This window comes from Streptomyces sp. NPDC043680, assembly GCF_056436685.1.
Genome location: NZ_JBWKCE010000025.1, coordinates 63,628 through 86,527 on the forward strand (window position 1 = coordinate 63,628; position 22,900 = coordinate 86,527).

16 protein-coding genes and 11 pseudogenes are annotated in these 22,900 nt (G+C 69.5%); 13 read left to right on the forward strand and 14 right to left on the reverse strand.

All coding sequences use genetic code 11. The features are described 5' to 3' along the window. Positions 1-640 precede the first annotated feature (640 nt). The gene (locus AC0666_RS31395) at positions 641-859 is read right to left on the reverse strand and encodes a hypothetical protein (RefSeq protein WP_478708869.1); all 219 of its coding nucleotides are present in this window, start codon (positions 857-859) and stop codon (positions 641-643) included. Then, positions 859-1,035: a hypothetical protein gene (locus AC0666_RS31400; RefSeq protein ID WP_478708870.1), complete on the reverse strand. Its 177-nt coding sequence runs from the start codon at positions 1,033-1,035 to the stop codon at positions 859-861. The genes AC0666_RS31395 and AC0666_RS31400 overlap by 1 nt, the downstream gene beginning before the upstream one ends. Before the next feature lie 971 nt (positions 1,036-2,006). On the opposite strand from AC0666_RS31400, the pseudogene AC0666_RS31405 reads away from it, so the two are divergent. Together AC0666_RS31405 and AC0666_RS31410 are read left to right on the forward strand one after the other, a co-directional pair. After that, positions 2,007-2,257 (forward strand): annotated as a pseudogene (locus AC0666_RS31405) (glycoside hydrolase); the annotation flags it as partial. 43 nt (positions 2,258-2,300) lie between these two features. After that, a pseudogene (locus tag AC0666_RS31410) lies at positions 2,301-3,206 on the forward strand (glycoside hydrolase); the annotation flags it as partial. Positions 3,207-3,314: 108 nt separating this feature from the next. Here AC0666_RS31410 and AC0666_RS31415 read toward each other — a convergent pair. Then, positions 3,315-4,028 carry an endonuclease/exonuclease/phosphatase family protein gene (locus tag AC0666_RS31415; protein ID WP_468974337.1) on the reverse strand — a complete coding sequence of 238 codons (714 nt, stop codon included), beginning with the start codon at positions 4,026-4,028 and terminating at the stop codon, positions 3,315-3,317. A 222-nt stretch (positions 4,029-4,250) separates the two neighbouring features. Beyond that, a pseudogene (locus tag AC0666_RS31420) lies at positions 4,251-4,416 on the reverse strand (RNase A-like domain-containing protein); the annotation flags it as partial. Positions 4,417-5,371: 955 nt separating this feature from the next. On the opposite strand from AC0666_RS31420, the pseudogene AC0666_RS31425 reads away from it, so the two are divergent. Beyond that, positions 5,372-5,689 (forward strand): annotated as a pseudogene (locus AC0666_RS31425) (transposase); the annotation flags it as partial. Positions 5,690-5,710: 21 nt separating this feature from the next. Here AC0666_RS31425 and AC0666_RS31430 read toward each other — a convergent pair. Then, positions 5,711-7,012 (reverse strand): ice-binding family protein, encoded by a 1,302-nt coding sequence (locus AC0666_RS31430; RefSeq protein ID WP_478708871.1) that lies wholly within the window; start codon positions 7,010-7,012, stop codon positions 5,711-5,713. Positions 7,013-7,872: 860 nt separating this feature from the next. Between AC0666_RS31430 and AC0666_RS31435 the strand changes: the two genes are divergently transcribed. Further along, positions 7,873-8,016, forward strand: a complete 144-nt coding sequence (locus AC0666_RS31435; RefSeq protein ID WP_468973509.1) for a hypothetical protein — start codon at positions 7,873-7,875, stop codon at positions 8,014-8,016. A gap of 265 nt (positions 8,017-8,281) precedes the next feature. Here AC0666_RS31435 and AC0666_RS31440 read toward each other — a convergent pair whose 3' ends face one another. Beyond that, complete coding sequence (locus tag AC0666_RS31440; protein ID WP_478708872.1) at positions 8,282-8,977, reverse strand: ATP dependent DNA ligase; 696 nt, start codon at positions 8,975-8,977, stop codon at positions 8,282-8,284. 9 nt (positions 8,978-8,986) lie between these two features. On the opposite strand from AC0666_RS31440, the pseudogene AC0666_RS31445 reads away from it, so the two are divergent. Next, positions 8,987-9,178 (forward strand): annotated as a pseudogene (locus AC0666_RS31445) (hypothetical protein); the annotation flags it as partial. Between the two features lie 61 nt (positions 9,179-9,239). On the opposite strand, the pseudogene AC0666_RS31450 reads toward AC0666_RS31445, so the two are convergent. The 3 genes and pseudogenes from AC0666_RS31450 to AC0666_RS31460 form a co-directional block, all read right to left on the reverse strand. Beyond that, positions 9,240-9,978: pseudogene (locus tag AC0666_RS31450) on the reverse strand (transposase); the annotation flags it as partial. Between the two features lie 35 nt (positions 9,979-10,013). After that, positions 10,014-10,514, reverse strand: a complete 501-nt coding sequence (locus AC0666_RS31455) for a GNAT family N-acetyltransferase (protein WP_478708877.1) — start codon at positions 10,512-10,514, stop codon at positions 10,014-10,016. A gap of 207 nt (positions 10,515-10,721) precedes the next feature. Then, positions 10,722-12,065, reverse strand: coding sequence for a pectate lyase family protein (locus AC0666_RS31460; protein ID WP_478708873.1), 1,344 nt, complete (start codon positions 12,063-12,065; stop codon positions 10,722-10,724). Between the two features lie 366 nt (positions 12,066-12,431). On the opposite strand from AC0666_RS31460, the gene AC0666_RS31465 reads away from it, so the two are divergent. Together AC0666_RS31465 and AC0666_RS31470 are read left to right on the forward strand one after the other, a co-directional pair. Next, positions 12,432-12,998, forward strand: a complete 567-nt coding sequence (locus AC0666_RS31465) for a SigE family RNA polymerase sigma factor (RefSeq protein ID WP_478708874.1) — start codon at positions 12,432-12,434, stop codon at positions 12,996-12,998. Then, positions 12,995-13,840 (forward strand): hypothetical protein, encoded by an 846-nt coding sequence (locus AC0666_RS31470; RefSeq protein WP_468973499.1) that lies wholly within the window; start codon positions 12,995-12,997, stop codon positions 13,838-13,840. The genes AC0666_RS31465 and AC0666_RS31470 overlap by 4 nt, the downstream gene beginning before the upstream one ends. 925 nt (positions 13,841-14,765) lie before the next feature. Here AC0666_RS31470 and AC0666_RS31475 read toward each other — a convergent pair. Then, positions 14,766-16,547, reverse strand: a complete 1,782-nt coding sequence (locus tag AC0666_RS31475) for an FG-GAP repeat domain-containing protein (RefSeq protein ID WP_478708875.1) — start codon at positions 16,545-16,547, stop codon at positions 14,766-14,768. A gap of 1,145 nt (positions 16,548-17,692) precedes the next feature. Here AC0666_RS31475 and AC0666_RS31480 point away from each other — a divergent pair. From AC0666_RS31480 to AC0666_RS31500, 5 genes and pseudogenes are all read left to right on the forward strand, one after another. Next, positions 17,693-17,998, forward strand: a complete 306-nt coding sequence (locus AC0666_RS31480; RefSeq protein WP_478708878.1) for an FG-GAP-like repeat-containing protein — start codon at positions 17,693-17,695, stop codon at positions 17,996-17,998. A gap of 733 nt (positions 17,999-18,731) precedes the next feature. Continuing rightward, positions 18,732-18,935 (forward strand): annotated as a pseudogene (locus AC0666_RS31485) (UDP-glucose 6-dehydrogenase); the annotation flags it as partial. Between the two features lie 121 nt (positions 18,936-19,056). Next, a pseudogene (locus AC0666_RS31490) lies at positions 19,057-19,155 on the forward strand (peptidase inhibitor family I36 protein); the annotation flags it as partial. A gap of 145 nt (positions 19,156-19,300) precedes the next feature. Beyond that, positions 19,301-19,604, forward strand: a pseudogene (locus AC0666_RS31495) (DEAD/DEAH box helicase); the annotation flags it as partial. Between the two features lie 47 nt (positions 19,605-19,651). Further along, positions 19,652-19,870: pseudogene (locus tag AC0666_RS31500) on the forward strand (ATP-binding protein); the annotation flags it as partial. A gap of 15 nt (positions 19,871-19,885) precedes the next feature. Here AC0666_RS31500 and AC0666_RS31505 read toward each other — a convergent pair. Together AC0666_RS31505 and AC0666_RS31510 are read right to left on the reverse strand one after the other, a co-directional pair. Further along, a complete protein-coding gene (locus tag AC0666_RS31505; protein WP_468973495.1) occupies positions 19,886-20,179 on the reverse strand; it encodes a hypothetical protein in 294 nt (97 codons plus the stop codon). A gap of 200 nt (positions 20,180-20,379) precedes the next feature. Further along, a complete protein-coding gene (locus AC0666_RS31510; protein ID WP_468973493.1) occupies positions 20,380-21,186 on the reverse strand; it encodes a patatin-like phospholipase family protein in 807 nt (268 codons plus the stop codon). Positions 21,187-21,292: 106 nt separating this feature from the next. On the opposite strand from AC0666_RS31510, the gene AC0666_RS31515 reads away from it, so the two are divergent. Then, positions 21,293-21,892: a TetR/AcrR family transcriptional regulator gene (locus tag AC0666_RS31515; RefSeq protein ID WP_478708876.1), complete on the forward strand. Its 600-nt coding sequence runs from the start codon at positions 21,293-21,295 to the stop codon at positions 21,890-21,892. 151 nt (positions 21,893-22,043) lie between these two features. Here AC0666_RS31515 and AC0666_RS31520 read toward each other — a convergent pair. Together AC0666_RS31520 and AC0666_RS31525 are read right to left on the reverse strand one after the other, a co-directional pair. Continuing rightward, positions 22,044-22,308: pseudogene (locus AC0666_RS31520) on the reverse strand (IS5/IS1182 family transposase); the annotation flags it as partial. Positions 22,309-22,556: 248 nt separating this feature from the next. Further along, positions 22,557-22,811: a type II toxin-antitoxin system RelE family toxin gene (locus AC0666_RS31525; RefSeq protein WP_468973489.1), complete on the reverse strand. Its 255-nt coding sequence runs from the start codon at positions 22,809-22,811 to the stop codon at positions 22,557-22,559. Positions 22,812-22,900 lie beyond the last annotated feature (89 nt).

Below are 22,900 nucleotides of genomic sequence, written 5' to 3' on the forward strand. Positions count from 1 at the left end.
GCCGACAGGGTTGCCCGGAGACCGGTCCCGCAGACCACGGGACACTGCCTGACCGGCTGGGCGATGGGCGACGTGCCCGGCGAGGAGCGGCCGGTCTCCTCCTGGCCTTGCTCCTCGCCGGCACCACCGGCAACACCCCCGCGGAACCCCGGCCGGCCCTCTGGCCCGCAAGCACCAGACCCGCCCTCGCCCTACCCTCACCACAACCCCGCGGACGCACCGCAGATCGACCCCGCCGTACTGACCCGCGGCACCCACCCAAGGCGGTGGGGCCACGGCGGCCGGCCTTTCCAGGCGGACACGCGTGAGTCCTGCCGGGGACGGAAGTACCGTCCCCGGCAGGACTCGGATGATCTCCGGCCATGCGGGGGCGCCCAAGCGGTGGGCCTGGCCCTCAGCCAGCGGCCGCAGCCCTGGCCCCCCCGAACCGGGGAACGTCCTTCACCATGACGGTGGAGGGCGCAGCCTCGCCCCCAGCGCCGATCACCGTCCAGACGGGTGGATGGGAGTACGGGATCGACAGGTCCGGTTGCCCGGTACGCGAGGCCCGGACCTCCGATCGGATCGCTCCACCGGTGCAGGTTCCGGCGGGGGGATGCGCCGGCCGCCTTCGGACGGGTGACGCTCGGGGCGGTCGGGATCAGGTGCGGGTGCGGTAGACGCGCACCGCACGTTCCCCGACGGCGACACGGCCGTTGTCCAGGATCATCGTGCGGGTGGCGCTGCAGCGGTAGCGGAGATCGGAACCGGGCCGGAGGAGGAGCGTGCCCTCGTACCAGCCGGGGTCTGGGTGGGAGACGTCGAGCAGGGCGATCCGGTCGGTCGCGTCGGGGTGGTGGGTGCGGGCGAGGGCGGGCATCACCTTGTGCCACTGCCACCAGGTCTGAGGCCAGCCGCGAGGAGCAGAAGCGGTCGGCCCGCGCCGCCGTCGATGTAGTGCAGCCGGGTGCTGCTGACGTCGGCGTGGTGGCTGGTGAAGCCGCCGTCGAGGAAGGCGGCGAGGGAGGCGTCATCCAGGGGAGCGGGGGTGGGCATGGGAAGTCCTCCGGTCGGAACGGCTCCGTACGAAGATTTCGTACGGCGCGACCCAGAAGTGCCGTGCGCCCAAGCCTCGGCCTTCGGTAAGCCCCACCACGATGCCGCCATCCAACTGCCCGGCTGGCACCTTGGGCATCATTCTCGGCTGCCGCCGATCGTAGGCGGCCCCGATGCCCCGGACCGATCCACCCAACCACGCTGGGGCATCGCGCTGTGTGGCCGACTCGCATGTCCCGCGACAGTGAACTTTGAGCGCGTGCCACCAAACGTGCCTGATGGGGCGCCGCAGCGTGGCGGTGCCCCCACCAGGCCGACTTTCCCCTAAAGCGGCAGGAGTCCGGTGACGGGCGCGAGGAGACCAAGCACGGGGTCGAGCGCCTGGCCGGCCTGACCGAGCTGAGGTGTAGGCCCTGGAGTGTTTGCTGTAGCAGCACAGGGACCGCGCCGCCTCCGCCCTTCAGCTGCCGCGCGGCGAGGGGCTCTCCCTCCCCGTGACCGACCGCTTCTGGAACTCCACCGAGGCCGAGCTGGTCGGCAGCGACCTCCCCATGGAGTCGGCCCTGTCGCTGCCGCTGTGGGGCTACACCCTCGGTCGGCAGGGCGTCAGCTATCTCGTTCCCACCGACATCGGCACCACCTTGCGCCCCATCTCCGAGCGGGGTCGGCTGCGCGCCACCGCCACCCACCGCTTCTCGCGGGCCGAGGGCACCACCGGCTACACGGTGGCCTTCTCCCTGACCGACGGCTCGCCGGTTGCCCCCGCCGCCGACTACCGCGCCTGGCTCGCCGAGCGCGGGCAGCTCTCCAGCCTGCGCGAGAAGATCGAAGCCAACCCGGCCACGGGGAAGCTCCTGGGCGCCTTCCACGCCCATCTGTGGGGCGACGCCCGCACGGCGGAGGGCGTCCGGCGGCTGCGTGCGCTCGGCGTGGACCGCATGTGGCTCGGCTACGACGCCGACGGCCGGCCGATGGGCGCCGCCGCCGTCACCGCCGCCAAGGCCGCCGGCTACTTGGTCGGCCCGTACGACACGTTCGCCAATGGCCAGGATCCGAAGACCTCGGACGCACCACCTCCGTCTGGCCGGACCGTGTCTACCCGGACTTCTGCGTGCAGGGCCCCGACGGCAAGCCGGTCCCCGGCTTCCACGACCGGGGGTGCTACCTCGGCTCCGAGGCGTTCGAGAAGGCCGAACCCACCCGCCACTACCTCGCCGACCGCACCCGGGCGATGACGGCCAACGGCGCCGACAGCTACTTCCTGGATGGCGACGCCGCTACGCCCCGCCAAGGCGCCCGCGATCTTCTCCAAGCCCGCCGAGCTACCCGAGGCCGTGGCCAAGGCGATGTACGACCCGGCCTACCGCGTCCCGCTGTACGAGACGGCCCTGCACGACTCTCTGGTCAACACCGAGCGCTGGGAGCTGGCGTACGACAAGCTGCCGAAGCAGAAGACCACCCGCGCCCTGCTGGCGATGCTCTACAACACCCCGCTCAACTTCGTCCTCGACGGGGCGTCTCTTGAGGAGCGCGGCGCCGAGCTGGCCGCCCTCCAGAAGTACTTCGCGCCCCTGCACAAGGCGGCCGGCACGGAGCCCATGACCGGCTTCCGGACGCTGACCGCGGACCGCTCCGTCCCCAGCGCACCGTCTTCGGCGACGGCGCCCTCACCGTCACCGCCAACTTCGGCACCGAGGCCCACGACGGCTTGCCCGGCGGCTGCGTGGACGCCGCGCTCAAGGGCGACGACGAGCCGCGCCGGCTGTGCCCCAGCGGAAAGGGCTAGTGTCCCGAGTCCTTATTGCGCTGTAGAAGCAGGCTGGGTCCATGGCGCGTATGGGTCGGCCGACGGTCGAGGTGGTTCTGACGGACGACGAGCGAGAGACGCTGCTGCCCTGGTCGCGGCGGGCAACGTCCTCGCAGGCTCTGGCATTGCGGTGCCGGACGTGCTCGCATGCGCTGATGGCGGCTCGAACACCGCGGTAGGAACAGAGCTTGGGGTCCACCCGGTCACGGTGGCCAAGTGGCGCAAGCGGTTCGCGGCCGACCGGCTCCAGGGCTTGCCCGACGAGCCGCGGCCCGGCCCGCCCCGCACGGTGAGCGACGAGCAGGTCGAGGAGGTGGTCGTGCGAACCCTGGAGACCACGCCGAAGAACGCCACGCACTGGTCGACGCGGGAAATGGCCACGGCCAGCGGCCTGAGCCAGTCTGTCGAGCAAGTGGGTGAGTTGCTGTCGCGTCTCTTCACCGGCTCGCTGGCCAGGGGCGGGGCGGCTAGCTCACATGCTGACGGTCGCGCGGACAAGATTGTGGTCGGAGAGGCCCTCCGTGTTCTCGACCGTTGCGGTGCACACAACAGCCCCCCGCACGACCACGTGGTCGATCCACTGCGACTTCGAGCCTGACGTGCGCGGCCGTGTCGGCAGGGCATCTGGCGGGAGGTCCGCGACGGCGAAGCCAGTACCCAGAGCCGACGCTACGGTGGCACGGTCGGTGTTGAAGTCCCCGAGAAGTACTGCTGCGTATCCCCGGGAAGTGGCGGCCAGTTCGGCGAGGCGTGCCAACTGGCGCGTGTGCCGCTGATCGCCGCTCAGGTGCGTGGCGACTATCAGCGTTCCGGCGGCTTCGACAACGAGCGCGCCCTTCCCCGGGTCCTCCTCGAAGGACTCGGCAGTGACCTCTCGGCTCGGTCCGTCGACCAGGAGCACGAGGTACTCCTCGGGGTCGCGCAGCGAGCAGGTGCCGTGGCGCGGTGCCGGGACGCGCGGGTACCTCAACGCGTGGATGGTCCGGCCGGTCAGCGCAAGTCGGAGGCTGGCCAGTTGGTCACCGCTGACCTCCTGCAAGGCGATGACGCGCTCGTCTCGTCCCGCCAGCAACGCCGTGACCGCCGCGATCCGCTCCGACTCGTCCGGGCAACGCCTCAGGATGTCCCCGCCCCAGTTCTCGGCGTGGACGCGGTGCAGAACGTTCCAGGTGACAACCGTGATCATGCGTCGTGATGTTAGACGACTATGTCCGACCCGTAAGCTCGGGGACAGCCTGGACCAGGCGGTGGCGAAGGCGTTCACACGCCCCGCCCCAAGTCGGCACAGGAGCAGATGAAGTACCTCGCCGCTCGACCAGGTCTTCGGGGTCGCCGTTTCGCCAGTCGGGCCAGCACTCGACCGCCACGATGGTGCAGGTCTTCCTCGACGGCGACCTCGTCAAGACCACCCGACGGGCTCCTCGCGGGACGGCCAGGCAGCCTCGATCGTGAGCCGGGCACGGGTTCCCTGGGCGAGTCAGCGGTGGATGACCTGCTCATTGGCCGTCACCACCTGCTGGGGTGGCTCACTGGGCGGTCTCCCGGTCGGGGTACGTGGCGGATCGAGTCAGCATCTGATCATTGTCTCATTTCGCGTCGAAGGACCAGAAGACACCGACCTCGTCCGAGGACACTGCGATCAGGCCCAGGTCCACGACGTGCTCGCTGAAAGGCCGGCCACCCTGCAGGTCCTGGGCCAGGAGGTCCGGAGAGCGGGAGGTCTGAGCTGCGTCGGAGGAGGACCAGAAGGCAGAATCGGGGCCGAACCGGCCCAGTACGCCCCGGGCATCGGCCAGAACTTCGTCGCCGTCGGGCCGTGATCGGACCGGGTACTCCTCGAAGGACCACTCCTGGGCCAGCGAGGCGAGCAGCTCGACGGTCGGCCTCTTCGGTGATCGGGTGCACGCGTGTGCGGATGTCCTCGGCCGTGAGCTCCAGGAAGGGGTACGAAGGGTGGCCGGTTTCGCGTACCTCCCTGTCGGATTGCCATTCCATGACTCGCCAGCCCCGGGGGTCGGTGGCCCTTCGTTCCAGGACCGCCAGGACGTCCTCGGCCCAGTTGTCGTGCAGCCGAGGGCCGGTCATGGCGAAGGTGTAGACGTCGTCCAGGAGGCGCACCACTGCGGCTTCCCAGGGGTTGCCGTCGAGAGGCTTCATCGAGCTTGTGGTGTGATCGGTCACGGCGCCGGCATGGACGTGTAGAGTGATGTAGGGCGGAATGAGGCCGGAATCGTACTTGAGGGACGGTCTTGACGCTCTTGACGTCGATCGCCTTCGCGCCCAGACCGTGGTCCTTGTAGCCCGTTCCCGGTATGGCGCCCTGCCCATTGGGCTCGGGCTGGGTTGCTTGGAGACGTACCGGCCGCTGACCTCGCCGTTCGGCGCGGGACTGACGAACGGCATGGTCTTGCCCTCAGGAGGGTTCGTCGCCAGCCCGGCATCGATTTCGGCTTGTTTGACCCGAAGGTTGTGCTCGGTCAGCCGCTGCGCGTCCGCCATGGTTTTGCGCGTGGTGAGGCCGCCCGGGTCGGCAGGCCGCGCAAGCGCCCGGACCGGGTCCGCGCGGACAAGGCCTACGACTCCCGCAGCAACCGCTCCTACCTGCGCAGACGCCGGATCAAGGCCACCATTCCGGTCCCGGCGGACCGGGTCCGCAACCGACTCGGGCGCGGCTCGCGCGGCGGTCGGCCGCCGAAGTTCGACAGAGACGACTACAGGCAGCGGCACGCGGTCGAGTGCGGGATCAACCGGCTCAAACGCCACCGCGCCGTCGCCACCAGGTACGACAAACTCGCTGTCCGCTACGAAGCGACCGTGCTGGTCGCAGCCATCAACGAATGGCTGTGACCAGCACTTTCACAACAGCCCCTAGCCCTCGTGACCCTTGTGTCCGTCATGACTCCAGGGCTTGGCTCCATAGCCGTAGTGCTCGCCGTGGTCGTCGCGGTCGTGCTGATCGACCGGCCAGCCGCCCTGCTCCTTGCCCGGGCCGCCGGGCCAGCCGCCGTACTCCTTGCCCGGCCCGCCGGGCTTGCTGGCGTGCTCCCTGCCCGGTCCGCCGGGCTTACCACCGTGCTCCTTGCCCGGTCCGCCGGGCTTACCGGCGTGCTCCTTGCCCGGTCCGCCGGGCTTGCTGGCGTGCTCCCTCCCCGGTCCGCCGGGCTTGCCGCCGATGTTCCCGCCGGTGGTGATTCCGGCGCTGTTGCCCACGGTGTTCCCGCCAGTGGTGGAGTTACCGGCGGTGTTGCCCGCGGTATTCCCGGCGGTGTTGCCGGCGATGTTCCCCGAAGTGCCGCCGCTCACGAGGCCGACATTGGGGCCGCCCAGGAGGCCGCCACCAATCAGACCCACGGTCGTGCCGGTCGTCGTCCCGGGAGTCGGGGCACCGGGAGTCGGGGTACCGGCAGTCGTACCACTCGTGGTGGTGGTCGAGCACGCCCCGAGGAAGATCCTGTTGGTGTCGAGCGTCACGGCTCCGTTACGGGCCAACGCCCGGCCCTCGATGTTCGTTCCCGTGGTAGCGCTGATCGAGGTCAGAGCCATGATGGTGCCCACGAAGGTGGAGGTGGTGCCGAGGGTGGCCGAACTCCCGATCTGCCAGTACACGTTGCACGCCGAAGCACCGTTCGTCAGGAGCACCCGGCTGTTGGATGCCGTCGTCAGGGCTTCAGGGATCTGGAACACCCAGACGGCGTTGGGGTCACCCCCGGCGTCCAGGATCAGGTCGCCGGTGAGTCCGACACCGGAGACAGCCTTGTAGACGCCCGGAAGCAGCGTCTGTCCGGAGCCGATTCCCGCCGCAAGCGCGAAGTCCACGGCCTGGCCCGCGGCGTTGTTGTACGCCTGGACCAGGTCGGACTTGGCCTGAAGGGCCACCGCGTCCGCAGCGTGCACGGCGCCGAGCACCAAGCCGGGCGGGAATCCGGAGATGGACGGGGTCGGGTGCGTCCCGAGGTCGTGACCGATCACGGAGGGTCCGGTGTTGGTAACGCCCGCACCTGCCAGAACGGAAAAGCTGGCGGCGGTTCCCAGAGGTACGGGTGTCGCGATGGCCAGCGCTTGCGTCGACGTCACGGCAACCAGCGCAGCAGTAATCGTTGCGGCGAGAGCCGAGGCCAGCCAGCCGGAGAAAGTGCGGAGCTGATCCGCTTGAGGAGTTTTCAGCTTCATCGAGGGGGCCACTTCCTGTGGGGCCGCGGCAAACCGGGCTCCTACCGACGCCCGGGAAGCCTTGTTGTTGTCGCCCGCATATTACGCACGAACATTCACGTTCAAAAATGGTGACGGAGAGGGAGGGCTGGCTACAAACACACTCAACGTCGGGAAGCGCGATGAAAATATTAGACCTCGACTCGCCTATCATCCTATATTCCCCCCGATCGATGGATGGCGATTAACTCACACGAGCCAGGGGCCACCCACCTGATGATCTACTCAACCCGCCACACATGAGAAATGCCGCCAGGCGAGTGATCTCACGAACTTCCTGCAGGTCGGGCGCGCCGATCTATTTCTTCCGTCAATCCACATGCCCCTGAAGGTGAAATCTGGAGCATTTCTGCTCCCTCTTCATGCGAGTCGAACACTGACCTGATCGCATTCGTGAGCGATATCCCCTGGTCTCGTTTGCCCGGCTCGCGCACCACTCCAGGCGGGACCAATCCTTCACCCAGTACGTCGAGCGGGGAAAAGACCACTGTCCCCGCCCGCACACGCAGGAGATCACCATCGTCGTCGGCCAAGGACATTGCATCCGCCTCGGCGTATGAGTCAGAACTGCCAGGGGCTCCGGGAACGCTCGACGAAAGGGCAGCTCACCCCACTGAGCTCCCGGGACATTGCCGGACCACGATCTGAGGAGGGACTCGTCCCGGCGTCTTGGGCGGACAGCCCTAGAAGGATCGATCCTCCTCATGGGGCCAGCGAGATACGCCCTTAACCCCTCGCGCGGGGTACTTCAGCCCTTTAAGTGTCCTACGTGAACGACCACTTACCGACTGTAGTCGTGCCCGCTGTCAATGGTGCCTGTCATGCCGTTCTCTGGAGGCACCGTGAAGTTCCCCCGCCTGGCCGCGACCGCGACCACCGTCGTCTCTGCCGGCCTGCTCGCCTGGGCGCAGGCGCCCACCGACCTTCTCTCATCGGTCACGCCGCCCGCAGAGGCGCCACGCTGAGCCAGATAGGTGAAGAGCCAAGCCAAAGGGGTGAGATCTCACCCGGCAGTGCACGCCGAGAAAACGTCACATCCCAAGCTGAGTACGGCTTCCGCGTGGTGGCGTAAGCCCTCAGGCGTGAGGGCGACCGGGTCCTATCGAGGGGCCCCGGATCGCCCCCACGCTGTAACCAAGCCAGCCACCAGTCCGCCCCCAGTGCCGTGCAACTCAACCACCGGCCGAGGCCGAGAGGGACACAACCCGGGAGCGGGCATCCGGGGCCGACTCAGCCGGCGGCCGAGGCCCTGCCCTCCCCCAACCGCGACACGTCCTCCCCGGTCACGTCCAAGCGCAACCTCTTGAAGCGCAGCGGGTGCCGGAAAACGCCCCGGTCAACGGCCCGATCGGCGCTGACCTCCGCCACCAGCTCCGGGCGGACCAACACCGTGTCCAGGAGGTCACGGCTCTCCCCGCGCCGCCGTGAACCGCACCCCCTCGAAGGGGTGCCCGGGGTCGGCTGCGGCAAGGTGTTGCCGACCTGTCGGGACACGTCCGGGCGCAGCGGGACCGTCCGGCCCACCGCGCGCAGCCGGCCCGCCGCGTCGTAGCAGCCCAGGATGAGGAGCTGCGGGCAGGTAAGGGTGCCCGTGAGCGCGCCGGTGGTCGCTTCTGTGGTGTCCCTGCGGCGGACCTTGGTCCGCCCTCTGTATCCGGCCAGGTAACGGCTGGTCAGGGGCTTGACCACCAAGCCTTCGACGCCGGGCACGTCAGTCCAGGACTCCAGCCACTCCCGAGCCTTGGCCAGGTCCGTCGTCATCGGACACAGCGTCCACGGGGCCGTCAGAGCGTGCTCGGTGAACAACTCCTCCAGGAGCCCGGCGAGGAGTGAGCGCAGCAGCGCGGGCGCGCCCACCCGGCACGGACGGGTGATCTCGCCCGACGTGCCGTGACGCCGGGGACCGTCTCGCGCTTGTGCGGACATGCGACTCCCGCCCCCGCGGCTGGTCGTGCAGCGAAGGGTCCGAGCAAGGCACAGCAGGCGTTCCAACGGGGCCTGGCGGCCCTCACGCAGTGGGTGGAACGAGAGGGCGCGGACCGGCCGGTGCCCAGGGGCCACGGCGAGGAAATCGCGGTCGAGGGCGAGACGGAGCTCGTGGTCGTGAAGCCGGGCGTTTGGGCAGCGGGCGCGCCCGAGCTGCTCACCGGCGCCGCCCCGGGCTGTCGCTTCATCGTTGTGGACCGCGGCGGCGGCACCATCGACCTGACCGCCGGTCGATGTCCTGAGCCGTGGCTGCGGTTCGCGACCACCAGAGCCAGACCGGCTTGTTGACTCCTCCCGAGGGCAGTCTCGACGGCCAAGCGGATGACGGTGCCCTCGATGATGGGTAGTGGCCCTTCGTGGTCGAGCCAGGCCGCACGGCGGGTGAGCCGGGGATGGAGCCGGTCCCAGGCTTGCGCGGTGGCTCTTCCGTAGAGCCGGGTGGCCGTGGTCGTCACGGCCTGCTCGGTGCCCCACGTGGAAGGGTCGCCGAAGGCGAACTCGCCACCGTGCTTGGGGGTCGCATGACCCGGTCGGACCGGAGCCACCCGAGGATCTGCACCGGCAGGCCGGACAGGAGGTGAGCGATGCGGGGTGCGTCGTATCAGGAGTCCAGGACGACCAGGATCTCCGGGTCTCCTTCCCGCCACTGACCAGCGGCGATGAGCCGCTCGGTGACCTCACGGATCTGGGCGGTGGTCACGGCTGCGAGATCGGCGCCCGGCTCCAGCCGGATGGCGTCCAGCACGGCGGTCCAGGAGGTGCGGCCGGTCACCAGTGCAGCCACGACCAAGTACGGCCAGCCAGGGATCATCCGGGAGCGCGAGATCCACCAGCGTTTTGACCGGGCCCTCCGTACAGAGGAGGGCCTCCGTCAGCTCGAACAACGCGTCCGAGCGGCCCGTGAGACACCCATAGAAGTCCGTCCGGAACCGCGACAACATGGCCAGCGACTCGCTCCGGACTCCGGTCAAAGGACTCACCCCGCGCGGCCCTGCCCCACCTCGACCTGGAGCAGACGCGGAGAGATCTCGAACCCATGACGGGAGTACGCCGAAACCGCCCGGTCGCTGGAGTGAACGGTCACCCGCTCAAGGCTGAGGTCCCTCGCCCACGCCAAGACCGCCTCGATCAGCTCGCCGCCCAGGCCGCGGTCGCGCTCCTCGGGCACGACGTACGTGCACTGCACGTCACCCGACATCCGCTCGAACCTGCGCGGATGCGGCACACGCTGCGTGGTCGCCAGCCAGGCCATGCCGATCACCACGTCGTCACGGACCATCACCATGCACCGATGCGAGGGCTCGGCCTCCCGGGCCCATGCCACGAACCGGGGGACGAACTCGTCCAGCATGGTGTCGGGGGTTCCATAGAGCTCCTGCACCCACCGCCACCGCAACTCAGCCACGGCGGCTAACTCATGGGGCTGGGCAGGGCGGCACACGATGTCATCCACGGCTTCATCCTGGCGCAGAATCATCAGCACGGCGGCCGCTTCCACCACTCCCGCAACAATGGCCGGGCGGGTACGGAGGGGGATGTCAGGCTTTTGTGCTGCGTGAGTCGACTCCCGCAGCTTCGGGCAGCATCCCGGGGCCCCTCACAGTCCGTGACGCGGCGGACCGCGCGGCGCGGTACGCGAGGGCCGGGGGCTCGTGGTCTCCCCGGCCCTCGCGTGTCTCGGGTGCTACTTGAGCACGCCCGCCCCCGTCGTCGTCGCCAGCGACGTCGGAAGGTTGCTCGCCGAGGCCTCCAGGCCCGTCGTGAGGGTCGGGGTCCAGTTGACCGTGGTCTTCAGGTCCTTGGACGAGGCGGCGTTGTAGGCGGCGACGAGGTCGGTCACCGTGTCGTTGACGAGGTTGCCGGAGCCCTTGACCGAGCCGGTGCCGTCACCGCTGAGGAGCTTGGCGGCCTTCGCGCCGGACGGCAGCTTCCAGTAGTTGTTCTCCGCGACGATCTGAGCCTTGGCGCGGGAGTTGATGCTGTACTGCGGCGTGTACCCGTTAAGGGGTGTGACGTCGTAGTAGTTGTTGTAGATGTGGATCTGGCCGATGCGGGCCAGCGGGGCGCGCTGCATGATGCCCTTCCACACGTTGTGGTGGATGGAGACGCGCAGCTTGCCGACGCTGTCGGTGTCGCTGCTGCCGATCAGCATTGTCTTGTCGTGGTTGGTGAACTGGTTGCGCGAGACGGTCACCAGGTCGGATCCCTTGGTGATGTCCAGGGCGCCGTCGTGGATCTGATACTCGCGGCCGAAGTACTTCGGGTTGGCGCTGTCGAAGTGCGGCGCGTCGGTGAACGTGTTGTGGTCCGCCCACACGTGAGTCGCGCCGCGCAGGGACACCGAGTCGTAGTTGGAGTTCCAGTTGCCGTCGTCGCCGTCGCTGGGGTCCCACTGCGGGAAGCAGTCCTCGGTGGCGGCGAAGGTCAGGTTGCGGACGACGACGTTGTCCACGTTCTGAATCTGGAGCATGGCCCCGGTGAGGCCCGCGTTCGTGCCGGGGACGCCCACAATCGTCGTGTTGGCGGGGACCTTGAAGACAATGTTCTTGCCCTGCTTGGCCTGGGCGGCGGCCCGTGCCGTCTCCTGGGTGCCGGAGGGCAGCTTGGAGCGGCCGTAGGTGGCCGGGTCGTAGGCCTTGAGGTAGGCCGACAGCGAGTAGCCGGTACCGAGGGCGTAGTCGGCGCAGGTCAGCTTCTTTCCGCTGTCATCGGTGTTGGCGTCGATCATGCCGTTGATCTTGATGAGGCGGGGTGTGGTGTCGGAGACCGAGCCCAGCGCCTTCACGAGCTGCGCACGGGTGGAGACGGTGAAGGTGTGGGCGGCGTCGGCCTTCGTGCCACCGGTGGTCCCCGTACCGGAGGACGCCCAGCCGTCCTTCGCGGTGAGCGTCTGGTGGTACAGGTCGACGGTCCCGGCGCTTGCGTTCATCACGACAACACCAGAGCCGACGCATGCAGCCACGACGGCCGCGCAGAGGACGGCGGCACGACGGGAGCGGAGGGACCGGCGGTGGGAGCGAGCAGCCACGAGGCTTCCTTACTGGGGGAGGAACAGGGTTACGCCCTGTCAGTGGCCGCCGACCCGTGAAAGGTTGCCGCGTGCGGGGATGTTTTTGCAGGCCAGGTCAGCAACCGAACCTCATTCGGGACGAAGAGGTCGTGGGTACACATCCCGCCACCCCGAGACCCAATGAAGCAGGTGGAGGTCAGCTTCCGTGCTGGGCCTATGCCCGCCGACCGAGACCGGGAGTGCCGTCAGGTAGCAGGCGTTGCTGACCAAGCGCTTGCTCACTGCTACTCTTGCGGATCTCATCCGGACATTCATATGTCGCACACATGACACGCACAGGCGCCCGGTTCCGGGGCCCGAGGTCGCTGCGAGGAGACATCGCCCGTGGGCACAGTCGTCGAAGACGCCGCCTCAGTGGAGTTCCATGCCTTCTTCGAGCAGCACCACGCTGAACTGGCACGGCTCGCACACCTGTTGACCGGCGAGGCAGGCGCCGCCGACGACCTGGCCGCGGATGCGCTGCTCGCGCTGTGGCACCGCTGGGACCGGGTGCGGGCGAGCGGGCATCCGGTGGCGTACGCCCGGGGCGTGGTCGCCAACCTGGCCCGGAGGCGGATACGCAGCGCGGTGCGCGAGCGGCGGCGTGTCGCGCTGTTCTGGGCGCAGCGGGAGGAGAAGACCGAGAATCCGGACGTGGCCGGAGTGGTCGACGTACAAGGGGCGCTGCGCCGGCTGCCGTTCCGGAAGCGGGCATGTGTCGTGCTGCGCCATGCGTTCGACCTGTCCGAGAAGGACACCGCGCAGGCCCTGGGCGTGTCGGTCGGTACGGTGAAGAGCCAGACGTCGAAGGGGATGGCCGAGCTGCAGCGGCTGCTCGGCACGCAGGACGCTCCGCGTAAAGTACACGCGGCGATGGCGCGTACCGGGACTGCCGAAGGAAGGGACCGATGACCATGCGGCGGGACGTGCACGACGAGCTGCGCGCCCGGCTGCGCGAGGCGGCCGGGGCGCACCGGCCCGACCGTGCGCGGATCCTGGCACGGCTCGAACGCGGCATGGCGCAGGTGGACCTGCCCCGCTCCCGAGCGGCCCGTCCGCCCCGGTTCGGCTGGGTGCGCGTGGTTGGCGTCACCGCGGCGGTCGCGGGGATCCTCGCCGCCGGCGGCTACGGCGTGGCCTCCGTGGTGAACGACGAGCCTCCGCAGCAGACGGTCGCGGTCCCGCCGACGCCCGCCCCCACCTCCACGCCCACCCCGTCGACGGGCGCGACGCGCCGGGTGCCCTCGCCGGTGGACCCTACGCTCGTGGGCCCCACGCCGAGCACCTCCCGCGAGTCCCGCGAGCCGAGCGTCTCACCGTCACGTACGCCCGATGCCGGCGTGCCCGCCGCAGGTGAGCAGGACGGGCCCCTGTGGTCGGACGGCTCCGTGGACCCGCACAGCAACGAATTCTGGGCGCAGAGCAACGTCACCCTCAAGACGCGCGAGAAACTGACCGCGCTGACCATCGAGTTGCGGATCGCCCAGACCGGCGGGGTCACCTCCACCGGTGCATGGCGGTCGCTGCCCGAGGACGACTTCACACTGACGATCGCCGAAAAGGACGGCTACCTCGTCCACACCTGGGTGCTCAAGCAGGGGCGTACGGTCCCGGCCGGCCAGTGGATGTTCGCCGGGCAGTACAACCACGCCCGCGGCGGCCGGGACGCCCGGGACGACCGCTACGCGGCCACCGCCCGCACGCGGAGCGAACAGCTCGTCGTGTCGGGCGACTTCGCCCGGCACGACGACTGACCGGCACAACGCTTCCGCGGACGGCGGCAGCCACGCCGGCTGGTTGTTCCCCGGCCACCTGCCAGGCGCCCACATCTCCGCCTCAGCCCTCAGCCGACACCTGGCCGCCCACCACATCCCCAACCGGCCCGCCCGGACCACCGCTCTGGTGGCCCTCGCGTGCGACCTCCCGCCCGCGGTCCTCGGCCCGATGCTCGGCCTCCACCCGATCACGGCCGTCCAGTGGCGCCGCCGCGCCGCCACCGACTGGACCGCATACCTCGAAGCACGCACCGCGGCCGGCGACCAGGAGCAGGACCGAACAGGCAGACAGCACCAGGCGCTGAAGCCGGATCGCTCGGGTCGACCTGGGGCGGTCCTGCATCCTGGCCTCGGAGAGGATTCATCGATGTGGCGTGAACAGATCCTTGAGGCTATGGCCGGTGCTGAGCTCGGTGCTCCGGCCGCAGAAGAAGCACTGGCTGCGGTCGAGACCGCAGTCGGACAGCCGCTTCCCCCGCAGCTGGACAGGCTGTTGCGAGAGTGCATGGCGTGCGAGGACGCTACGGTCTCGACGTCGTCTGGAGCGCCGAGCGGATCGCGAAGGACAACGCGGATTTCCGCGGCGCTCGAGACTTCACCGAGCTGTACATGCCATTCGAACCGCTGATGTTCTTCGGCGACAACGGGGGGGGGAGCCGTGGGCCGGGGCGCAGCGCTGCCGGCGCTGCGCCCCGGCCTTCTTCGCCTCCTCGTGCAGTCGGCGGGCCCGCACGGTGCACGTGCGGCACGCCCTGCTCCCGTCGCGGAGACGGGCCTCCCCGCCGTCCCCGAGGTGCCCCCGGCCGGCTCACGCGCCGGCCGGAGTCGGGCGCGGGCCCGGTCGCCGGCCGGGGCCGGCGGGCGGGCCCGCGCCGTCGCTCTCAGCGGCCCGGGGCCGCGGGGGTCAGAGCATGTTCTTGTAGATGTTCCACCCGGTGCCGAACTTCACCCGGGGGGCGAAGGTCGCGGTGCCGGTCTTGCCCGTTGAGGTGTACGTGTACACATCGCCTCCCGGGAGCCGGGCCATCAGGTCGCCCTTGCTGTCGCCGTTGATGTCACCCGGGACGAACAGCGTGTCGTACTGGTTGAAGCCGCTGCCGACCTGCTCCCGGGCGGCGAACGGCGCGCTGGCCGTGCCGGTGCCCTTGTAGAGGAAGAGACCGCCGGCGGTGTCCCGGGCGAGCAGGTCGGGCCGCCCGTCCCCGGAGTAGTCGCCCGCGCCGACGAGGGTGTTGTAGCCGTTCCAGCCGATGCCGACCTTGATGCGCGTGCCGAACTTCGTGTACGGCAGGCCGTCACCGGGGTGCAACCACAGGACGCCGGCGGAGTCACGGCTGACCAGGTCGCCCTTCCCGTCGCCGGTGAGGTCGCCGGGGCCGGCCATCATGGTGTAGTTCCACGACGTACTGACCTTGGTGCCGCGGACGTAGAGGTCGGTGCCGATGTTCTGTACGTAGCTGGCGTGGTTGTGGCTGTTGAGGCCCGTGGCGTACGTGTTGCGGGAGCCGGGAGTCTCCTTGCCGACCGCGACTGGCGGTGACAGGTAGCCTCCGTTGGCCAGGGCATAGTACTTGGCCAGGACGTTGTCAGCCTGGGTCATCACGTTCTGGCCCTTGCCGAAGAGCGACGTGGTGCCCGCGCCGACGATGAACTTGTTGCGTTCGTAGCCGCTGCCGAAGTAGGCGGGTGCGGCGAACTTGCCGCCGCCGATCGACTTGAACCAGTACTCCACGCCGTCGTGGTCGCGGGCGAGCAGGTCGCTGCGGCCGTCGCCGTCGCCGTCGTCCGAGCCGGTGATCACGTTGTACGTGTTCCAGCCGGTGCCGACCTTGACGCCGGGCTTGAGCGGGGCGGTGGCGCTGCCGGCTCCCTTGTGGAACCACAGCTCGCCGGCCAGGGTACGGGTGAGGACGTCGCCGATGCCGTCGCCGTCGACGTCATTGGCGCCCACGACCTGGTCGTAGATCCCCCAGCCGGAGCCGACCTTGACCCGGGAGTTGAAGGGCTTGCTGACCGTCCCGGTTCCGGTGTAAAGCCACAGGTCACCGGCGGGGTCCCGGGCCAGCAGATCGGGGCGGCGGTCGCCGGTCAGATCGCCGGTGGCGATGAGGCGGTTGTAGATCTGCCAGCCGCGGCCCGACCACAGGGGCGCCGAGGTGCTCTTCACACCCGCCTCGTAGAGCGTGAGCACGCCGTCGAACGTGAGTGAGAGGAGTTCGGGCTTGGTGGTGCCGCCGACGTCGCCAACCGGAAGCAGGTCCTTGAACGAGGCCTCGGGATCCGGATCGGTCTTGTAGACCGTGTAGTCGCTCCAGGCCTTGATCGACGACAGGTAGACCGCCGTGACCTGGTCGTACTCCATGACGATCATGTCGCTGACGCCGTCGCCGTCGACGTCGTGCCGCGGCTTGGCGACAGCGGCCACCTGGGCCTGGGCCCGGGCCGGCATGACGACGGTCGGGAGCCCTTGGCCTCCGGCCGTTCCGGTCACGGCCGACGGTCCCGGCGCCGGCACGGCCGGGCTCGGCACGGCCAAGCTCGGCACGGCGATACTCGGCGCGCCCAGCCTCGGCGCGGCGACGCTCGGTGCGGTGGCCAGAGCGCCGGCGGCCAGGGCGAGAACGCTCCCGGCGGCCAGGGCGCGCAGCCGTCTGCGCTGCGGTGACGTGCGGTGCGATGTAGTCAAGATCCCCCCTGAGGATCGAGCCGTGGGGCTCTGCCCTGGCACACGTCATGTGTGTGTCCGGGATCACGCGTCCGTGCGTGAACGGCCCCCCGCTCCCGTCCGTGCACGCCAAGCCCCGTCACCGACGTTCACGTCGGCACGACCGCTCCGGTTCCCGTTCCCGGCACACCAGTTGGGCTTCCTGTACCCGGGCGTGTGAGGACGACGTGCCGGCGCGTCCCCTGCTCAGGGGCTGGCGGTCAGGTGCATGTGGAGGGTCTTGCCGCCCTCTGGGACCGGCCGGACCTCCACCGCGTCGGCCAGCCGGGTGAGCAGCAGCCAGCCGTACCCCTACCCGCCATCGGTACCGCCGTCGGCCGGCCAGCGCCGGCGCGGCGGATCGGGCTGGCGTCCCTGGCGTCGACGCCGCGCAAGACCAGGCCTTCTTCATCACCCACTTCACCGGCGCCCGAGCCGCCGCCGACGAACCCGACCAGGAAGCCACCACCGCTTCGGCGAACGGAACGACTGCCGGCAGCACGGCAGGTTCGGGGGTGGAGACGGACCGGGCTCCTTCGCGTGCAGCGGGACTTGCCCGTGCCCGGCTTGGACGGGACGGGCGGCATACGCGGTACCCCCGTAACGGCCGCCGGCCCGACCGGGCCACGGGTCGCCGCCCGCGGCGTCGCGGTGCGTGCGGTGCGTGCCGGGCCCGGCCCAGGCGGCGGTGCGCCGACCGCAAGGGCCGCCTGACGCAGCAGCGCATGTCAGCGATGGCGACGAGGCGGGTCCACAGGGACTTGGTCCCCGACTCGCAGCTCGGTGGGCGGGCAGCCCACCGCCACATGCCCCGGCGGCACCCGCACCGCATCCCGCCCCGCGCCCCGCTCCCGCACCGCTGCTGCCGGCCGTTCCCCGCCCTTTCACACGCCACGGTGCGCGCGATCCAGTGAACCCGCCCGCGTCCACGAGGCGCACCACGAGCGGCGGCGGGTAGAGCCCGACGACCTCACCGTTGGCCTCCTGGTCACGGTCGAACACCACATCTGCGACCGTGAGCCGGCGGTTCGGCTTGGCTGCTCCTGTTTCATCCCAAACGGCTGTGTTCCAGGCCTGCTCGAAGACTGGGCCAGGTAGCCACCGGGGTCACCAACGATCGCAGCCGGCTGCGGTGGGCCGACCTCGACAGTGACGGCAAAGCCGACTACACAGTGATCGACTCCAACGGTTCGATCACGGCCTATCTCAATCGCGGAGGAGACAACCAGGGAGGCTGGAACCACCCCGGCCTGTTCGCCGGCGGTTCCACCCTCGATCAGGACCAGGTGTCCTTCGCCGACATCGCCGGCGACGGCAGGGCCGACTACCTCCTGACGGCAGCCAGTGACGACCCGGTCAACGCCTGGACCAACAACGGCGGCGACACCGGCGGCAGCTGGGCCCGGTACGGTCAGATCGTGGCCGGCACCTGACGCACGCAGACTGCGACGCCGTCCACGGGAGAGGAGACCTTCCCGCGGGCGGCGTTCGCGTGCACCCGGCGCCACAGCGGGCTCCAGGAAGCAACACTCCTCCAGGACAGGGACAGCAACAGGACAGGAGCCAGGCACTCGAGGGCTCCCGCCCTCGCGGAGGTGCAGCAGCTGCTGCCCGGGCCCGGAGCGAAGGGTCACCGCCCGTGGACGACGCCACCGCCGCTGTCACCCGGAAGGCCGTCGTGAAGGACCTCGTCAAGACCTGGTACCAACAACTCCCTGAGGAAGTCCGCCCAGTCCAACGGGTACTCGGCCGGGCCGCGCCACCCGCACGCGCATGCCGCGCGCAGGTCTGCGGCCCGCGCGCGGCCGAAGTGCCCGTCGTATGACGGACCAGTGCTTCGAGGAGGGGACGTGGGAGCCGCTTCCGATAGCGAAATACACCGGACCCGGCTCACTGCCATCAGCGAGAAGCACTTCCACCGCGCCTGCCTGTGCGCCACCGAACTCCGCCGTCGTCCAGTCCCAAACCGAGTCTGCATCCTCGCCGTGGAGCCCGCACCGTGGATCCCCGAACGGAACGGCCACAGCATCCGCTGTTGGGTCAGCGGCGCCCCGTCGCACAAGCGCACCAAGGTGCCTGCCGAACCCTGGATGTCGGCGGTCAACCATCCACGGTCGCCGAGCGGTCGCCCCCCCACCGCCTGAGGTGGGGCAGGCTCCATCTCAACTCGCCCAGCGCCTGCCCGCCGGCGAGCGGGTCGACGTCGTGTGGAACCCGGAGTTCCTCCGCGAGGGACACGCGGTCGAGGACACCCTCCGACCGGACCGCATCATCGCCGGCCTCACCACCGCCGAAGCCGAGAAGGCGATCCGCGCCGTTTACGCCCTCATCCTGGACCCCGGCATCCCTGTCACCGACCCACAGACCGCCTACCGCGGCTGAGCGTCGGCCGACGGGGAACTCGCGGGCTACGGAGACGATCCGGTAGCGGCCGGGCCGAGAGCGAAGACCACACCCTCCTGCCCAAGCCGGTCCTCGCATCTATCCCGAGATCCACTTCGAGGGCCAGCCCTACGTCAAACCCGCCACCGACGGCTCGGTCCGGCACCTGCCGGACTACATCCGCGGCAAGGGCAGCTCGGTCATCAACAGCAGCCGCACCGCGAGGGTCTACCAAAAGGACAACTACTTCGGCCGGCACGTGTGCGTCGGGGCCGACGGCGGCACCATCGCAGACCTGTGCTCCTACCAGCTCAACGACACCACCCACTCCGACACCGCACCCTGCGGCGCGCAAGGAGGCGTGGGAGACCGAACTCGCCGCGCTCCGGTCCCACCGGCAAGCCGCCGGGCACCTCGCACCCCGGCAGGACGCCGTGTGGTGCGAAGGCGAGGCAATGGTGCCCACGGGCCAACCTCCGTAAGGGCGGCCTCGGGAAGGACCCGGAGCGGGCGGCGGAACGCGCGAAGCAGCTGACCGCGATCGGCCAGGACTGGAACTGCCCGTGGCCGCTGGACTGACTGCGGCACCACCGCATCCTCGCCGACGTGGTCAACGCCGACGGCGCCCTGCCGGCCGCCGAGCTGTTCGAGGGTGACGTCGGTTGAGACGGACACGACGGGAGTACTGTCCGCTCAGTACCGATGAACCGGTCAGCGAACGGCAGGGCAGCTCCTTGATCATCACCATCAACCGGGCGCCGACCGACTGGTATCCGCTCTTCTCCAACCCCGTCGTCGCCGAGTCGCTGCTGGACCGGCTGATCAACACCAGCCATCAGGTCATCATGAACGGCCCCAGTCACCGCCCGAACAAGCGGCCCAAGAACCCCACCGATAGGCCTCGCGAGCCTCCGGCCCGCTAGGCGCTGTCCGGCGGATCACGCTTCGGGGTCGAGGGTCCGGAGGTCGTAGAGGTAGGAGCGGTCGTTTTTGAAGCTGCGCCAGACGGTGGCCGGGGGTTCAAGTTCGTCGGCGTGGCTGTTGAGGGGATGGGCGGTTATCAGGCCGTCAGCGATCTCGCAGTGCCAGCCCTCGATCGGCGACCAGACGCACCACACGTTCCCGTCCGTTCGGCGGTAGGCGGGGCGGCCGTTGCGCTCGCCGTCGCGTTCGAAGTGGTAACGGAGCCCGTCGATGTGGCGCACGAAGGTGAAAGATGAAAGTGCCGTCATGCCTTCCGCACTGTATGGGACGACGGTCCTGGCGGCTAAGAGGTCACGCAGATAGCGTCGTGGAGCTACCCGAAAGTAGGACAGGCACAGGTTTGGTGATCATCGAGTTGCGACGCTCTGTGATCACCGGGGACCTGCGCCTGTGCTGCCGGAGGCGTCGGCCCACGCGGCGACCCTCTGGTGGGCTGTCGGCGCCCACATCACCGACCTGATTGCGGTGAGCTCACGTCGGCTTCTGTCCTCCATATGGAGCGGAGTTGCGCGTCGACGTCGCCCGCCTGGCGAAGACCCGCTTGGTAGGCCGGTTCCCAGGCTGCCAGGTCGCCCATGCCCGAGCCGAAAGCGCGCACCGAGGCCGGATCGGGGCCGATGGTCACTACGGTGCCTGCCCCCACGGCCGCCAGCTGCTGGTTGAGTGGCGCCCGGGGAAACAGGTGCGCCATCGGCTCGACCACGACCAACGTGCGCGCTCCTACAGCGAGATCGGCGTTGGTGCCCGATCGCAGCGCACCGTCCATGTACCGCCGGCCGTCGATGGCAACCGGCGGCGCGGCCCCCGGGAAGGCGCTACTCGCTGCCACCGCGTGCACCAACGGCACGCCGCTGTCGCGGTCCCACACCACGGGCTCACCGGTGGTTGCGCACACGGCGGTGATCAGCAGGCGCCGCTCCGGCCACGCGTCCGCACCGATCAAGGCGGCGCGCCCCGCGATCAGCGCCTCCTCGGCCTGGAGGTCGATGCTGTCGAGCGCGAGCCGGCCGACGCGGCGCCTGGCCTCGCCGGGTTCCAGGCTGCGGTCGCCGAGTACGGCGAACGCCTCGCCCATCCGCCTGGGGTCCGCTTTGAGCCGGTGAGCTGGTTGGCGGGCCGAAGTCGCGAGCCGCCCCGGGTCCTGGCCGGTGGCGAGTAGCGCTGCGACGATCGCGCCGGCCGACGTCCCTACGCTCAGGTCGGCTTCGCCTAGTTCCACGCCATCGCGGCGCAATCCGTAGGCCAGCCCTGCCATCCAGGCCGTGCCGACGTGACTCCCAGGCCCCAGGACGAGTGCTCGGTCTAAGGCGTGCAAGGTGATCTCCCCTCCTTATTGAAACAGTCGTACCATATACTCGCTAATGCTGATTCAACTCCGAGTCACTGAAGGGAGATCCACCGTGGGGCGACCCGCTGATCCCGTCCGTCGCGAGCGCACCCTGGCGCAGGCGACCGACTATGTGCTGGCGCACGGATTGGCCGGGCTGAGCCTGCGACCACTGGCCGCAGCCCTCAACACCAGCCCACGGATGCTGCTCTACGACTTCGGCAGCAAACACGAGTTGGTCGTTGCGGTCCTCGCCGAGGCCCGTCGCCGAGGTGCTGTGCGCCTGGCAGAACACCTCCTGCCAAAGACGGGCTCTGTCCAGGATCGGCTGCGTGGCATCTGGGCGTGGATCAGCGCAGACGAACGTGCGCCGTTCGTGCGGCTGTTCTTCGAGGTGCACGCCGACGGACTGGTTCACCCGGAGACCTACCCCGACCAGGGCGAGGCGATCACGGACTGGTTCGACACGCTCGGAGCCACCTTCCGCGACGTCTCCACCGGTCCTGACGACACCGTCACGCCCACGTTGGTCATGGCCGTTGTCCGGGGTCTGCTGTTCGATCTCACAGCTACCGGCGACCGCCACCGCACCGATCGTGCGCTGGACCGCTTCGCTGAACTCCTGAACCGCTGAACGGTCCTGGCAAGGCCTTGCCAGGGTGGCACCACCCCGGGAAAGGACGGAAGCCGGCCCGAGGTCAGGGCCGGGAACACCGCCGAGGAGCGATGGTGCGATCGCATCGGACGGGGCTGATGGTCGGCTTGGCCCAAGAGTTGGCGTCTGGTCACGGGCGGCGGTTCGGGCGTTCGTCCCATCGACGGGTCGTCCATGCCCGACGGATCAGGCTACGTACTGTGATGATGGTCTCGGTGAGGTCGAAGAAGGCATCGATGACGGAGGCGCGGCGCTCGTAGCAGCGGGCGAGCAGTGGAAAGCGTTCTGCCAGGCGTGGATGCGTTCGACGTGCCACCTCTGACTGCCTGGATCGGCGCCTTCTCGCCCTTGCGCGCGATGCGGCCGTGCAGGCCACGTTCGTCGAGCAGGGCACGGATCTCGTTCAATGACGGCGTCTACCTTCTCGACCCGGCGCTCCAGCACCCCATCGACTGCCGCACCACCTGGCAGACGCACTTCGGGCGGCGGTAGACGCCCTCAGGCCGCGAAGGCGGGCCGATGCCGCGGCGCCGTCAGCGACCTGCTTCCCGCCCTGTCGGCACAGTCCACCACGGGCCCGTCGGGGGACGCATTCCGCGACCGGCAGGTAGCGGGCCCCAGCGCGCTGTCGTCCCCGGAGAGGTCAGCCGAGCCAGACGATGTCGATGACGTACAGGCGGCCGCTGGGCCGGTTGATGAAGTAGACGGCCGTCAACTGCCCGACAGAGGCCGACCGGATGTCCTCGCCTTCAGGGTCACGGCCGTCGAAGGGCGGAAAAGACCAAGGGTCGCGGGAAGCAAGGTCCAGGACATCACGGACCATCTCCACCGCGTGCCCGGGCAGCGCAGTGAGCACCTTCGCGGCCTGTGGGGAGAGCCGGGCCGGCCATGTGCTCAAGGGCGTACCCCGAGAACGTCTTCCAGGCCGATGCCGTCGGAGTCGTCCAGCCCGGAAGCGATGAAGGCATCGACAGCCGAGGCGGATGC

Coding starts and splice junctions, on each gene's coding strand:
- AC0666_RS31455 (WP_478708877.1), bottom strand. CDS start 10,514: ATGATTCTGCGCCAGGATGAAGCCGTGGATGACATCGTGTGCCGCCCT.
- AC0666_RS31435 (WP_468973509.1), top strand. CDS start 7,873: ATGCCGTTCTCTGGAGGCACCGTGAAGTTCCCCCGCCTGGCCGCGACC.
- AC0666_RS31515 (WP_478708876.1), top strand. CDS start 21,293: ATGCTGATTCAACTCCGAGTCACTGAAGGGAGATCCACCGTGGGGCGA.
- AC0666_RS31510 (WP_468973493.1), bottom strand. CDS start 21,186: ATGGCAGGGCTGGCCTACGGATTGCGCCGCGATGGCGTGGAACTAGGC.
- AC0666_RS31505 (WP_468973495.1), bottom strand. CDS start 20,179: ATGACGGCACTTTCATCTTTCACCTTCGTGCGCCACATCGACGGGCTC.
- AC0666_RS31470 (WP_468973499.1), top strand. CDS start 12,995: ATGACCATGCGGCGGGACGTGCACGACGAGCTGCGCGCCCGGCTGCGC.
- AC0666_RS31440 (WP_478708872.1), bottom strand. CDS start 8,977: ATGTCCGCACAAGCGCGAGACGGTCCCCGGCGTCACGGCACGTCGGGC.
- AC0666_RS31400 (WP_478708870.1), bottom strand. CDS start 1,035: ATGCCCACCCCCGCTCCCCTGGATGACGCCTCCCTCGCCGCCTTCCTC.
- AC0666_RS31415 (WP_468974337.1), bottom strand. CDS start 4,028: ATGATCACGGTTGTCACCTGGAACGTTCTGCACCGCGTCCACGCCGAG.
- AC0666_RS31430 (WP_478708871.1), bottom strand. CDS start 7,012: ATGAAGCTGAAAACTCCTCAAGCGGATCAGCTCCGCACTTTCTCCGGC.
- AC0666_RS31395 (WP_478708869.1), bottom strand. CDS start 859: ATGCCCGCCCTCGCCCGCACCCACCACCCCGACGCGACCGACCGGATC.